Origin of the sequence: Bradyrhizobium lupini, from assembly GCF_040939785.1 — a bacterium.
GTDB lineage: Bacteria > Pseudomonadota > Alphaproteobacteria > Rhizobiales > Xanthobacteraceae > Bradyrhizobium > Bradyrhizobium canariense_D.
The window spans coordinates 4,963,792-4,977,126 of record NZ_CP162553.1 but is presented as its reverse complement, the minus strand read 5'-3'; the positions used below and the strand labels follow the sequence as shown (position 1 = coordinate 4,977,126).

Annotated in this window: 12 protein-coding genes; 3 read left to right on the top strand and 9 right to left on the bottom strand. The window is 64.9% G+C overall.

From position 1 onward, the window contains the following. Positions 1–8: 8 nt before the first annotated feature. The 6 genes from AB3L03_RS23620 to AB3L03_RS23595 form a co-directional block, all read right to left on the bottom strand. Positions 9–173 carry a hypothetical protein gene (locus tag AB3L03_RS23620; protein WP_007596528.1) on the bottom strand — a complete coding sequence of 55 codons (165 nt, stop codon included), beginning with the start codon at positions 171–173 and terminating at the stop codon, positions 9–11. 27 nt (positions 174–200) lie between these two features. Beyond that, positions 201–1,748 carry a hypothetical protein gene (locus AB3L03_RS23615; protein ID WP_204512294.1) on the bottom strand — a complete coding sequence of 516 codons (1,548 nt, stop codon included), beginning with the start codon at positions 1,746–1,748 and terminating at the stop codon, positions 201–203. 92 nt (positions 1,749–1,840) lie between these two features. Beyond that, positions 1,841–2,815, bottom strand: coding sequence for a hypothetical protein (locus AB3L03_RS23610; RefSeq protein ID WP_018453668.1), 975 nt, complete (start codon positions 2,813–2,815; stop codon positions 1,841–1,843). A gap of 258 nt (positions 2,816–3,073) precedes the next feature. After that, on the bottom strand, positions 3,074–3,571 hold the full coding sequence (locus tag AB3L03_RS23605; RefSeq protein ID WP_085349574.1) for a TPM domain-containing protein: 498 nt from the start codon (positions 3,569–3,571) through the stop codon (positions 3,074–3,076). Positions 3,572–3,574: 3 nt separating this feature from the next. Then, complete coding sequence (locus tag AB3L03_RS23600) at positions 3,575–4,483, bottom strand: YgcG family protein (RefSeq protein WP_085349575.1); 909 nt, start codon at positions 4,481–4,483, stop codon at positions 3,575–3,577. Between the two features lie 132 nt (positions 4,484–4,615). Further along, entirely contained in the window at positions 4,616–5,224 is a 609-nt protein-coding gene (locus AB3L03_RS23595; RefSeq protein WP_007596535.1) for a LemA family protein, read from the bottom strand. A gap of 184 nt (positions 5,225–5,408) precedes the next feature. Between AB3L03_RS23595 and AB3L03_RS23590 the strand changes: the two genes are divergently transcribed. Genes AB3L03_RS23590 through AB3L03_RS23580 form a run of 3 tightly spaced genes read left to right on the top strand, consistent with a single transcriptional unit; the run spans position 5,409 to position 8,629 of the window. Then, positions 5,409–6,263 (top strand): enoyl-CoA hydratase, encoded by an 855-nt coding sequence (locus AB3L03_RS23590; RefSeq protein ID WP_368507110.1) that lies wholly within the window; start codon positions 5,409–5,411, stop codon positions 6,261–6,263. Between the two features lie 5 nt (positions 6,264–6,268). Beyond that, the gene (locus AB3L03_RS23585) at positions 6,269–7,417 is read left to right on the top strand and encodes an acyl-CoA dehydrogenase family protein (RefSeq protein ID WP_368507109.1); all 1,149 of its coding nucleotides are present in this window, start codon (positions 6,269–6,271) and stop codon (positions 7,415–7,417) included. A gap of 15 nt (positions 7,418–7,432) precedes the next feature. Then, positions 7,433–8,629 carry an acyl-CoA dehydrogenase family protein gene (locus tag AB3L03_RS23580; protein WP_368507108.1) on the top strand — a complete coding sequence of 399 codons (1,197 nt, stop codon included), beginning with the start codon at positions 7,433–7,435 and terminating at the stop codon, positions 8,627–8,629. Between the two features lie 107 nt (positions 8,630–8,736). On the opposite strand, the gene AB3L03_RS23575 is transcribed toward AB3L03_RS23580, so the two are convergent. From AB3L03_RS23575 to AB3L03_RS23565, 3 genes are all read right to left on the bottom strand, one after another. Beyond that, positions 8,737–11,061, bottom strand: a complete 2,325-nt coding sequence (locus AB3L03_RS23575) for a xanthine dehydrogenase family protein molybdopterin-binding subunit (RefSeq protein WP_018453661.1) — start codon at positions 11,059–11,061, stop codon at positions 8,737–8,739. 124 nt (positions 11,062–11,185) lie between these two features. Continuing rightward, the gene (locus tag AB3L03_RS23570) at positions 11,186–12,271 is read right to left on the bottom strand and encodes a S1C family serine protease (protein ID WP_018453660.1); all 1,086 of its coding nucleotides are present in this window, start codon (positions 12,269–12,271) and stop codon (positions 11,186–11,188) included. Positions 12,272–12,440: 169 nt separating this feature from the next. Next, the gene (locus AB3L03_RS23565; protein ID WP_018453659.1) at positions 12,441–13,316 is read right to left on the bottom strand and encodes a dihydrodipicolinate synthase family protein; all 876 of its coding nucleotides are present in this window, start codon (positions 13,314–13,316) and stop codon (positions 12,441–12,443) included. Between the last annotated feature and the right edge of the window lie 19 nt (positions 13,317–13,335).

Genomic DNA, 13,335 nt, shown 5'->3' with positions numbered 1-13,335 from the left:
GGCGCCGACTACTTCAGCGCCAGCCAGCCGAGCGTGAACAGGATTCCGCCGATGATGACGACGACCGCGACCGCCCAGGTGCTGACGCGGATGCTGCCGGTAACCTGCTTGGCCTCTTCATTCTGCGCGATCTCGCGATTGCGCTCCTTGTTGGCTTCGCTGGAGTCCGTCATGGGTCATCCAAACCGGTTCGAGACAGCCTAACGCGTCTTGATGAAGCACATGCCGATGCGGCGCGAAGCCGCGGCAGCCTGACAGGTCAATCCTTTAGCACAGCTCCATGACGTAAAACTCCTGTCGGTCGATCGCGATCCCGCATTTTCCAGGGAACAATGCGCGCCCCAGCCGTCCTGATATTCGGTCCCCGCCAGCTCAGTGCTGCCGCGGGTCTGCGGCCGGCTGGCAAATCCACGTGAGAAATCAGGACGTTTGCCTGCGGCCATCGCGGTCAGGATGTCACGGCGGCGGACCTGGTCGCCAAGAAAATGCGGCGAGGCCGGCACGATGGTCGAGTTGGACGGCTTGTCCGCAAGCCAATCGACGCCCGGGAAGTGAAAGCCGCCGATGCCGCGGGTCTGGTGGCAGCCGGCGCAGGTGACGTCATTGAGGCGGCGCTGGAAGCCCGCGACCGAGCGGACGTTCTGCATGTCCCCGCGCGCGGCAGCTTGCTTCAACGCACCAACCACGTCGTTGTCGGAGAAGACCGGCTCGCCCTGTCCCTCTCCGTTGCCCTCCCCTTGCACCATCCCGAACTCCGGCTGCAACGGAGAAGCATCAAGGCCGGCTGGCGTCGGCACGATTGCAGCCTTGGCCAGGAATTTCTCGGGGATCAGCACCGTACCGCGATCGAAGTCGCGAAGATGATCGGGCGCGAGCAGCCAATCCCTGAAGTCGCGCCGGAGATCATTGTCAGCGAGAATGCGGTCGCGGTCGATCTGGTTCTCCAGCGTCGATTCCTCGAACGTCTTCGAGGCGGCGTCGTACTTGAACACCTTGAGCAGATAGTCGGAGCGGAAATCGTGCAGCGCCGATTTCGCCGCAACTGAGATCTGAATGTTGGTCTCGATGCGATCGAGCATCGCATCGTAAGGGAAGAAGTCGCTGCCGATCAGCCCCTGCCAGTCGCCATTGCCGAGCCAGCGTCGCGCGACCTCGGCGCAGGTGATCGGCTTGCCGTTCCCGTCCATCTGGCGCACGTCGCGCGCCTTCATCACCAGATTGAGCGTCATCGGCAGCCGCGTGGCTGTCCTGCCGCCATCCGGTTTGGTCTCGAAACGCACAAGACGATAGATCAGCCTGATCTCGCCGCAGGAGTCTTCCGAGACATAGGCCCGGTCCATGCGGTTGACGATGCCGGCCAGCACGAAACGGGTGTCGCGGGATTTCAGATTGGCGCGATCGAACAATTGTACGTCGAAGCCCTCGCCGACGCCGATGGTCTCGGTCGGATATGCCGCCTTCTGCTGGGCGACGTAGCGATCGATCTCCGCCTCGATCGCGGGAGGAATCTCCTTGAGCTGCGACAACCACGAAAACATCAGATCGGTCGTCAGCGGAAAGTTCGCGTTCCGCTCCGGCCACAACAGGCGCGAGATCGTGAGCGCATCGTGCTGGTCGAGCTCGCGCAGGAGATCGGGATCGGTGATCGCCGTGCCGCGTGCCAGTTGCGCGTTCTCCGCGGCCAACAACGACACGATGCCGCCGAAAAATACGGCGGCGGCAACGAGAATTCGCAAGGCGCGGCTCATGCCTCAGGTAACACCGCGCAGGGACGGCTATTCAAGCAAAAAGGCGCTTCACATCGTGGTGAAGCGCCTTTTCGAAATCGGATATGGGCCGCTCAGCGCGCGACGATCAGCCCCTTGCTGGTGACGACCACCCAGCGGCCGTCCTGACGGCGGATCGCATCGACACGGCCAACCCCTGGGATGGGGTCACCGGCATACACCTCGTAGAGGCCACCGCGGCCCTCGACCAGTGCGCCGCCGTTGGAGACGTCGCGCAGCACCCAGCCTTCGACCGTCGGCAACCGGCCGACCTCGGTCTTGGGTGCGACGGGAGCCGGCGCAGCTGCGGCGGTTGCAACCTGGGTCGGTGCGATCGAACCAGTGGTCTCCTTGGCGGGCACGGCGGCTGCGGCCTGGACGGGCGCCGCGGGCGGGGTGGCGCGGAGCTTGTCGACCGTCTCGGACAGCTTTGCGATCTTGGCCATTGGCTCGGCCTGCGCCTTCTCGAGCTTGTCGAGGCGGTCGTTGGTCCGGTTGAACTGGCCGAGGCCGGTCTTGGAGGTATGCTCGACGTTGGCTTTGAGCGCGACGACATCGGCATCAATCCGGGCGACCGAGGATTCCAGCGCGCTGGTGTCGGCAACCTGTGCCGGCGCGGAGCTTGCGAAGTGCATCATCCCTGCGGTCGCGAGCGCGCCGCTGATGGCGCCGACACTGGCTGCAATCGCCACTACCGCGGCCATCGCCGACAGGCGGCGCGCGCCGCCGCTCTCGCGCGGCTCGTCCGCCTTCACATGCGGCGCAAACTCCTCACGGTCCCAGGACCGCTCTGCGGGTGCCATGACGATGAGCTTGCCGGGCTTTGGCTCGGACTTGGTCTCGGCTTTGGGCTCAACCTGGGCCTCGAACTTCGGCACCTCGATCCGCGGCGGCTCAATCTCGATCGGATCAGGCTTGGGCGGCGCCTCGTGGTCAGGGGCAATCGAAGGGGCCTCGATTCCCGCAGACTCGACGGCCTGCGGCGCGGTCGCGGCGGCTTCGACGACGCTCGTCTGCTCACCGGTCGTTTGGGCAGCCTGCTCAGCCATTGGTTCGCTCACAGCTCAAATACTCCACCTTTTGGTAACTTTCATTGCTTGCGAAATCCTTACTTCGGGACCCGCTTACCGAAATTTTAGGGAGTCATCCGGGGCCGAATTGGGCCGGGAACGTGGAACCGGTGTGGCGGGTATGAAGCAATTTGTAACCGGGCGAAGATGAACGGCCGCGCAACGGACAGGGTCTGCCGCCCCCACGTGGTCAACGACGGGCGTGGATGACGCCCGCTCTGTCCACATCACTGTCCGTCACATCAGCACCGGTGCATCCGGCAGCTCGTTGGGGTGCGGGCCGCTTGACGGAAAGTGCTTTGTCAGCTCCCGGGACACCGCCTCGATGCCGCCGATCACGCCGCGCTCGAACTGCCCCGACCTGAACTCGACTTCCATGGCGCGGCAGATGCTCTCCCAACGCTCGCCACCAACCTTCGCATCGATACCGCGGTCGGCGATGATCTCGACATCGCGGTCGGCGAGCAGGAGATAGATCAGGACACCATTGTTGTGCGCGGTGTCCCAGATGCGCAGTTGCGAGAACACGTCGAGCGCGCGCTCGCGCGCCGGCTGGTTGCGAAACAGCGGGCCGCCGTCGAGCGCGCCTTCCACCACGAAGCGGAGCTGGCCGGAATGGCTGGCTTCGCCGCGCTTGATCGCCTGCTCGATGCGGTCGAGCACGCCCTTCGGGAACACCTGCTTGGCACGCCAATGGTGCTGGAGCAGATGCCGGGTGATGCGCCTGATGCTCATGACCTACCAGCTCCCCGAGGCGCCGCCGCCGCCAAAACTGCCGCCACCACCGCTGAAGCCGCCGCTCGACGACGACCCGCTGCTCCAGCCGCCGGATGACGAGCCGCTCGACCACGAGCCACGACGCGAGGACCCCGTGCCCGATCCCGCCCCAAACAGATCGGCGATAAACGTCAGGACAGCGCCGAGCACACCGACGCCCAGTCCGATGACCGCTGAGCCGATCACGAACCAGGCGAGGACACCAACGATCGCTCCCGTTATTCCCGAACCGAACAGCCGCCCGAACATGGAGCGCAGGATGCCTCCGATGACCAGCGGGCCGAACAGCAGGAAGTAGAAAAGCGGCTCGACGTCGTTCCAATCGCCGAAATTCACGCTGCGCGAGGGCGTCGGCAGCGGCTCGCCGTCGATGACGCGGATCATGCGGTCGACGCCCGCCGTGATGCCGCCGGCGAAATCGCCGCTCCTGAATTTCGGCGTGATGGCTTCATCGATGATGCGCCGCGACGTGACGTCGGTGAGCGCGCCCTCGAGGCCGTAACCGACCTCGATGCGCAAATGCCGGTCGTTCTTGGCCACAACGAGGATGGCGCCGTCGTCGACCTTCTTGCGTCCGATCTTCCAGGCCTCCGCGACGCGGATCGCGAATTGCTCGATGGTCTCCGGGTCCGTCGTCGGCACGATCAGGACGGCGATCTGGCTGCCCTTGCGCATCTCGAAGTCCTGCAGCTTTTGCGACAGCGCGGCGATGTCGCCGCTGGAGAGCGTGCCGGTCTGATCGACCACGCGGCCGGTCAGTTGCGGCACGGCGACATCGGCTGAGGCGGGGAGCGCAAAGGTGAACAGGAGCGCGAAGACGAGGACGAATGCTGAGAAGCCCAAAACGGCACGCCACAACATCGTTGTCATCGCCCGCGAAGGCGGGCGATCCAGTATTCCAGAGGCAGCAGTGATTGAACCGTGAAGCCGCGGCGTACTGGATTCCCCGCTTTCGCGGGGAATGACGGTGGTGGGTGGGGCATGCATCGGGGTCGAAGGCACTTACTTCGACGGCGCGGGCGCCGGATTGAAATCGACCTTCGGCGCGGTCGAGATTTCCTTCTCGTTCCCGACCGTGAAGTTCGGCTTTTCCTTGTAGCCGAACATCATCGCCGTGACGTTGCTCGGGAACGAACGGATGGTGACGTTATAGTCCTGCACCGCCTTGATGTAGCGGTTGCGCGCCACCGTGATGCGGTTCTCGGTGCCTTCGAGCTGCGACATCAAATCCTTGAACAGCGCATCCGACTTGAGCTGCGGATAGTTCTCGGTGACCACGAGCAGCCGCGACAGCGCGCCGGAGAGCTCGCCCTGGGCGGCCTGGAATTTCTGGAATGCGGCGGGATCGTTCAGCACCTCCGGCGTCGCCTGGATGCTGCCGACCTTGGCGCGGGCATTGGTGACGCCGAGCAGCACGTCCTTCTCCTGCTGCGCAAAACCCTTCACCGAGTTGACGAGGTTGGGCACGAGATCGGCGCGACGCTGATACTGGTTCACGACCTCGGACCAATTGGCCTTGATCTGCTCGTCCTCGCTCTGGATCGCGTTATAGCCGCAATTGGTGAGGCTCAACGAGGCCAGCGCCGCCAGCACGGTCAGGATCTTGCGCATCAAATTTCTCCCGGTGGAATCGGGCGCAAGCTACCAGATTGCGCGCGCGAGATGCCAGACATCTTGCGTCCCGGCCGTTGCCTGTGAAAAGCAGCCGATGTACGCAAGCCTCTTGCTTAATCCTGGCTGTAATAGTCAACTTGAGGGAACAATAATGCCAGGTCGGGAACGCCAGGGGAACGCGATGAGCTCGTTCGAGACCATCCTCGTGGAGAGGCCGGAGCCGGCGATTGCCCGGGTCGTGATGAACCGGCCCGACGCGCGCAACGCGCAGAACCTGCAAATGACCTACGATCTCAACGCCGCCTTCGACGAGGCGGTGCAGGACGACGCGGTCAAGGTGATCATTCTCGCCGGTAATGGTCCGCACTTCTCCTCAGGCCATGACCTGCGACCCGGCAGCAAGAATGAAGCGGGCGTGGATTTTCCGCCAATCGGAAATTGGGGCGGCTTCGCTGAATCAAATGCTCATGGCCGCTTCGCGCGCGAGCAGGAAATCTATCTCCAGATCACGCGGCGCTGGCGCAACCTCGCCAAGCCGACCATTGCAGAGGTGCACGGCAAATGCATCGCGGGCGGCCTGATGCTGGCCTGGGCCTGCGATCTCATCGTCGCCAGCGACGACGCGCAGTTCTGCGATCCCGTGGTCACCATGGGTGTCTGCGGCGTCGAATGGTTCGTGCATCCCTGGGAGCTCGGCCCGCGCAAGGCCAAGGAATTTCTGTTCACGGCCGACGCATGGAGCGCGCAGGAGGCGCATCAACTCGGGATGGTCAACCGGGTCGTGCCGCGCGCAGAGCTGTCATCCGCCGTGCTGGCGCTGGCGCGCAAAATCGCGTCAAAACCGTCCTTTGCGCTGAAGCTGACCAAGGAAGCCGTGAATCGTTCGGTTGACGTGATGGGCCAACCGGCTGCAATCGACCAGGCCTTTGCGCTGCATCAGCTCTGTCACGCGCATAATCTTCAGGAATTCGGCATGATCGTCGATCCATCGGGCCTACACCCCTCCGTCCGCAAGCCGCCGGCCGCCGCGGAGTAGACAGGATGGATCTCAATCTCAGCGACGAGCAACGCCTGCTGCGCGAAAGCGCGGAGCGCTTCGTGGCCGAAAGCTACGATGCCGATCACCGCCGCAAGATGGCGAACGATCCGCTCGGCTTCAGTCCGGCGGTGTGGAAACAATTCGCAGAACTGGGCTGGCTGGCGCTGCCGATCGCGGAGGAGTGTGGCGGGCTCGGCGGCAGCGCGGTCGAGATCGGCATTTTGATGGAAGCCTTCGGCCGCGGGCTTGTGTCGGAGCCGTATATCGCGTCGGTCGTGCTTGGCGCCGCGTTGATCGAGCGATGCGGCAGCATGGCGCAGAAGCAGGCCATCCTGCCGAAGATCGCGGACGGATCGTTGAAGCTCGCGCTCGCGCATTCCGAGCGCGCGGCGCGGTTCGATCTTGCTAGGGTCGCGACGACCGCGACCAAGACGGGCCAAGGTTGGCGCCTTGCCGGCAGCAAGATTGCCGTGCTCGACGGCCATGCCGCCGACGAGATCATCGTCTCCGGGCATATCCATGATCATCAGGGGCCATCGACGCGGATCGGCCTGTTTCTAGTCTCGGCGACGACGCCGAATGTTGCGATCTCCGACTACGAGCGCCTCGGCGGCGGGCGGGCCTGCAACATCGAACTGTCGGACGCGCAACTGCCGGAGGATGCCTTGCTCGGCAACGGGCATGACGCGCTGCCGGCAATCGAATGGGCTGTTGATCGCGCCATGGCTGCGCTTGGCGCCGAGGCCGTCGGCATCATGCAGGTACTGCTGGATACTACGCTGGAGTACACAAAAATCCGGAAGCAATTCGGCCGGCCGCTCGCCGCCAACCAGGTGATCCGCCACCGCCTCGCCGACATGGCGGTCCAGGTCGACGAAGCGCGCTCGATGGCGCTGCGCGCCGCGCTGAAGCTCGACGCCGATCCGGTCGAGCGCGCGCGGGCCGCATCGGGCGCGAAGGCGAAGATCGGCAAATCCGCGCGTTTCGTCGGCGAGCAGTCGATCCAGCTTCACGGCGGCATGGGCGTCACCGAGGAGCTCGAGGTCGGCGCTTATTTCAAGCGGCTGGTCGCGTTCGACACGTTGTTCGGCGGCAGCGCGCACCATTATGGCCGCCACGCCCTGCTTGGCCGCCCCACCGTGCCGGCCTGACACAAGGAGCGCATCATGGACCTGTCGTTCAATGCCGAGGAGCGCGCCTTCCAGGACGAGGTGCGCGGCTTCATTGCCAGAAACCTCACCGAGGAGATGAAGCGCGCGACCGCGCTGACGCCGTCGGTGTTCTCCGACCCCGATATCGGCATGGCCTGGCAGCGCACGCTGCACAAGCAAGGCTGGGGCGCGCCGGGCTGGCCGGTCGAGCATGGCGGGCCGGATTGGACCCCGGCGCAGCGCTGGATCTTCGAGACTGAAAGCGCGCGGGCCGGCGTGCCCAATGTCAATGTGATGGGCGTGAAGATGGTCGGGCCCGTCATCATCGGTTTCGGCTCGCCCGAGCAGAAGAACTTCTACCTGCCGCGCATTCTGTCCGGTGAGGATTATTGGTGCCAGGGCTATTCCGAGCCGGGCTCCGGCTCCGACCTCTCCTCGCTGAAGACGCGCGCCGTGCGCGATGGCGACGACTACATCATCAACGGCACCAAGATCTGGACGACGCATGCCCACCACGCCAACCGCATGTTCGCGCTGGTGCGCACCAGCGACGGCCCGCGGCAGCAGGACGGCATCAGCTTCATTCTGATCGACATGAAGACACCGGGCATCACGACGCGCCCCATCCTCACCATCGGCGGCGACCACGAGGTCAACCAGGTGTTCTTCGACGACGTGCGCGTTCCCGTGGCGAACCGCGTCGGCGAGGAAGGCAAGGGCTGGACCTACGGCAAGTATCTGCTCGAGTTCGAGCGCGGCTCCGGCATCGCCTCGGCGAAGCTGCGCGAGGGGCTGAAGGCGATCGCGGAGCTTGCCGAGTCCGATCTGACGGGCCGCGCGATCGACAGTCCCGACATCGCGACGCGCATCTCCGAAGTCGAGGTCGATATCGACGCGCTGGAGATGACCGAGCTGCGCGTGCTGTCGGCGCTGCAGACCGGACAGAATCCCGGTGCGGTGTCGTCGATCCTGAAGCTGCGCAACAGCGAGATCCGCCAGGCCGTGACCCGGCTCGGCGCCGACGTCATCGGCCATGACGCCCTCGCGGTCGAGCCGATGCGCCCGCTCTACAAGCTCAACCACGAGCAGGCGATGCCGGAGGAGATGCTGACGGTGATGCCGGAATATCTCAACGGCCGCGCCTATACGATCTTCGGCGGCACCTCGGAGATCCAGCGCGATATTATTGCGAAGATGATGTTGGGGATCTGAGGGGCACTGGCGCTACATTCTCACTGTCGTCCCGGTCTCACTGTCGTCCCGGCGAAGGCCGGGACGACGAGTTGGATTTGTGGCGACAGCCAGCACGACAATGGCCGCTAACCGCCCACCTTCGCATCCCGGATCGCCTGCCAGATCTTCTGCGGCGTCAGGGGCGTGTTGAGCTGGGTGATGCCGAGCTCGGCGAGCGCATCCATCACACCGTTGGTGACGCAAGGGGGGCCACCGATGGCGCCGGATTCGCCGCAGCCCTTGGCGCCGAGCGGATTGGTGCGACAGGGCGCGGAATCGTCGAGCGTCACCACGATCGGCGGAACGTCGTCGGCGCGCGGGATGCAATAGTCCTGGTAGCTCGCGGTGAGCAGCTGGCCGTCGGCATCATAGGACACCCCCTCATACAGCGCCTGGCCGATACCCTGCGCCACGCCGCCATGGATCTGGCCGGTGACCAGCATCGGGTTCACGGCGACACCGACGTCGTCCACGGTGGTGTAGCGCACGACCTTGGAGACGCCGGTCTCGGGATCGATCTCGACCTCGCAGATATGGGTGCCGTTCGGCCAACTCGGACCATCGACCTCGCCTTCGGAATCGACGCTGAGCTTTGCGCCGCCTTCCTTCTCGGCCAGATCGAACAGGCTGATGCGGCGGTCGGTGCCGACCACCGTGAGCATGCCGCCCTGGTATTCGATGTCCTCGATCGAGGTCTCCAGCACGTTCGCCGCCTTCTCACGCGCCTTCTGAATCAGATCGTTGGAGGAGACAGCGACCGCCGTGCCGCCGACGAACAGCGAACGCGACCCGACGCTGCCGAAGCCCGTCGCCAGATCGGTATCGCCCTGGACCACGTCGATCTTGTCCATGGCAATGCCGAGCGTGTCGGAGATCATCTGCGTGTAAGTGGTCTGCAACCCCTGCCCCATCGCCATGGTGCCGGAATGCAGGACGACGCGGCCCTGCGCGGTCGCGTGCAGGCTGACCTTCTCGGTGTGGGCGCGGCCGCCGGTCCACTCGATATAGGAGGTGAGCCCGCGGCCGTAGAGCAGGCCCTTCTTCTTCGCCGCCTTCTTGCGCGCGGCAAAGCCGTCCCAATCCGCAAGCTTCACGGCGCGATCGAGCATGTGCGCGAAGGCGCCGGAATCGTAAACCTGCCCCGCAGCATTCGTATAGGGCAGTTGCGCCGGCTTGATGTAATTCGCTTTCCGGATCGCGCGCGGATCCATGCCGATTTTTCGTGCAGCCGCGTCGAACAGGCGCTCGACGATGAACACGGCCTCCGGGCGGCCTGCACCGCGATAAGCGCCGACCGGCGCGGTGTGGGTCATCACCGACTTCACCTCGAAATGTACCAGCGGCAAATCGTAGACGCCGGTCTGCACGAACGGCCCCAGCACCAGCGGGATGATGTTGGCCGCGCCTGAGGAATACGCGCCGGTGCAGCCGATCGAGCTGACGCGGTAGGCCAGCACCTTGCCCTTCTCGTCGAGCGCGAAGGAAGCTGTCGAGGTAAGATCGCGGCCGTGGGTGCCACCGACGAATTCGTCGGTGCGGTCGCCGCGCCAGCGGATCTTCCTGTTCAGCTTGGTCGCGGCATAGGCGACTATGCCGTCCTCGGGATAGAGGTTGGTCTTCTGGCCAAAGCCGCCGCCGATATCGCCGACCAGCACGCGAACGCTGTCCTTGGGACGCTTCAGCACGGCCTCGGCCAGCACGTCGCGGGTCGAGGCGGGCGTCTGCGACTGCACATGCAGCAGAAGGCGGCCGGACGTCTTGTCGATCTCGGCAATGGTCGAGCGCGGCTCCATGGCCGACGGCACGAGGCGCTGGCTGACGAGATCTAGCACGACGGTATGCGCCGCGCTGGCAAAAGCCTCGTCCACCTTGGCGGCATCGCCGTAAGCCATCGCGCCGACGATGTTGTCGGGTGCCTCCGGCCACACCACGGGCGCGCCGGGCTTGACCGCCTCGACCGGATCGACCACCGCCGGCTGCACGTCATATTCGACCACGATCGCTTCGGCTGCGCTCTGCGCGTCAGCACGCGAGGAGGCCACCACGGCGGCCACCGCCTCGCCGGCATAGCGCACGATGTCGTGCGCCAGCAGGCGGCGTGGCGGCACCGTCATCGGCTTGCCGTCGGGACGCTTGAAGATGCTCAAGGTCGGGATGACGCCGATGTCGTCCTTGACGAGGTCGGCGCCGGTGTACACCGCGGTCACGCCGGGCATCGCAGTGGCGGCGCCGGTGTCGATCGAGACGATCTTCGCGTGGGCATGCGGCGAGCGCAGCAGGTACAACCACAGCGCGCCATCTTCCGGCTTGTCGTCGATGAACTGCCCCTTCCCGGTGAGCAGTCGCTGATCTTCCAAACGCTTGACGGGCTGCCCCGCTCCGAAACGCAAATTGCCGGGAAGAATGTTCATTCCACCATGTCCTTGAAACCCAGAAAACGACCGCGGGGGTTTTAGCCGATTTTGCGGTCGATACAACCGAGCCGCGGCACATCTGCATTGCGTGTCACGCCCGCTTTGGCCGCAGATTGCCGGGTCAGGAGCGCTCTATGTCGATGATGCCCACATTGATATCACGGGTGTCCGAATCCCGCTTTACCGTGAGGCGAACGGTCTTACCGGCACCGGCCTGCTCGAGCGCATCAGTCAGGTCGGAGAGCCGCCGCACCGGCTTGCCTTCCACCGCGGTGATGATGTCTCCGACCGTTCCAGTCGACAAGTTGACACCGCGAATCCCCGCCTGTTCCGCAGGGCTGCCGGGGGCTGTCCGGACCACGATCACCCCTTGGACGCCAAGCCGCGTCGACACATCCTCGCTGGCGGCGACGATGCCGATGCCGGGCGTCGGCACGCGGCCATTGCGAATGAGCTCGGGGACAATCCGGTTCACGACGTCCACCGGCACCGCGAAACCGATGCCCGCATTCGAGCCGGACGGCGATATGATCGCAGTCGTGACGCCGATCAGCCGGCCGGCGGAGTCCAGCAGCGGCCCGCCTGAATTGCCCGGGTTGATTGCGGCATCCGTCTGGATGACATTGGCAATCTCCCGGCCGCCATGGGTCGGAAGCCTCCGCTTGAGGGCACTGATGATGCCGCTCGTCATCGACTGATCTAGCCCGAAAGGATTGCCGATCGCAAACGCGGATTGCCCGACTTTCAGGTCGGTCGAGCTGCCGAGAGCCACCTGCGGTGGAAGCTCGCGCACGCTGCGGATCCGCAGGACCGCAAGATCGTAATTGGGGGCGGTGCCGATCAGATCAACCCGAGCCACCTCTCCCGACGCAAAGCGCACCGCGATCTCGCCGCCATTGGCCACGACATGGTTGTTCGTGACGAGATGCCCGTCGCGGTCCCAGACAAATCCCGTGCCGGAAGCGCCGCCCTGCCCCTCCTCTCCCATGACAGGAGTAGCGGCCGATCTCACCGCAACCTGGACAACCGAGGGCGACACTCGTTCGAAGATGTCGATGGTGGCCCTTTCGGCCTCGGACAGCGGACCACGTTGCTCGACGGCGCGCGCGGAGGGGGTTGTCCATGGCGCATGCTGGACCTTCACGGCAGTTACCACGAGCAGCAGGGCGGCAAAAGCCGCCGCAATGATTGCGTAGCGACGATTCATCAGTGATCACCGTGTCGTATGCTGAAGACGATCTCTCGAATGCACATGCCGGGAGGTGACAGAGCCAGCTCACGCAGCAACGTCGAAAATGAATGGAAGTTTCTCGAATCGGGCAGCTAAGGACGGTTTCCGCTGCCCGTGCCGGGGCCCATTGCCGCGTGACAAACCGCTACGCCAGCTCCCGCAATGCCGCTTCTACGACCTTGCGCGCATCGGCGGTGAGAGCGGCCTGCGGCGGGACAGGATCGCCGACGTCGTACCCCTGGATGGCCAAGCCGGCCTTGATGCAGGCCGCCAGGTTGAAGCGGGCAAAAGCTTCGTTGATGCGCCACAGCCTGCGCTGGAGCGCCATCGCCTCGTCCCAGCGGCCGGCCTTGCAGAGGTCGTAGAGCGCGACGCTCTGGCGCGGAATGATGCAGGCGGGGCCCGCCATCCAGCCGAGGCCGCCGATCAGCATCACCGCGGCCGGGATATGGGCGGAGGCGGAGAACACCCGCAAGGCATCGCCGCAGCGGTTCATGATCGAGAGCAGCCGGCCGGTGTTGGTCGAGGCGTCCTTGATGTAGCCGATGCGCGGATGTTCGGCGAGGCGCGCGATGATTTCGAGGGTGAGATCGGAGCGCTGGAATTGCGGATTGGTATAGATGACGACGGGGATGTCCACGGCATCCGCGATGGCGCGGAAATAGGATTCGATCTGGGCGTCGGCGAGCGGGAAATACGCTTCCAGGATCGCCAGAATGCCGTCGGCGCCGAGCTTCTGATACGCCTTCGCCTGCGCCACCGCATCTGCCGTCGAGGTGGAGGCGACGCCCGCGACAACAGGCACACGTCCCCTTGCCGCCTCGATCGTGGTCTGCACGACCGCGGTGCGTTGGGCGGCGTTGAGATAGGCGAACTCGCCGGTCGAGCCGAGCGGGGTCAGACCGTGGACGCCCGCGCCGATCAGATCGTCGCAGAGCTTTGCGAGGACGTTCGTCCGCACCGCGCCATCGGCAGCGACGGGAGAGACGAGATAAGGGAAGACGCCGCGAAAATCGGACATGTCAGGTGTGAATCCCGGA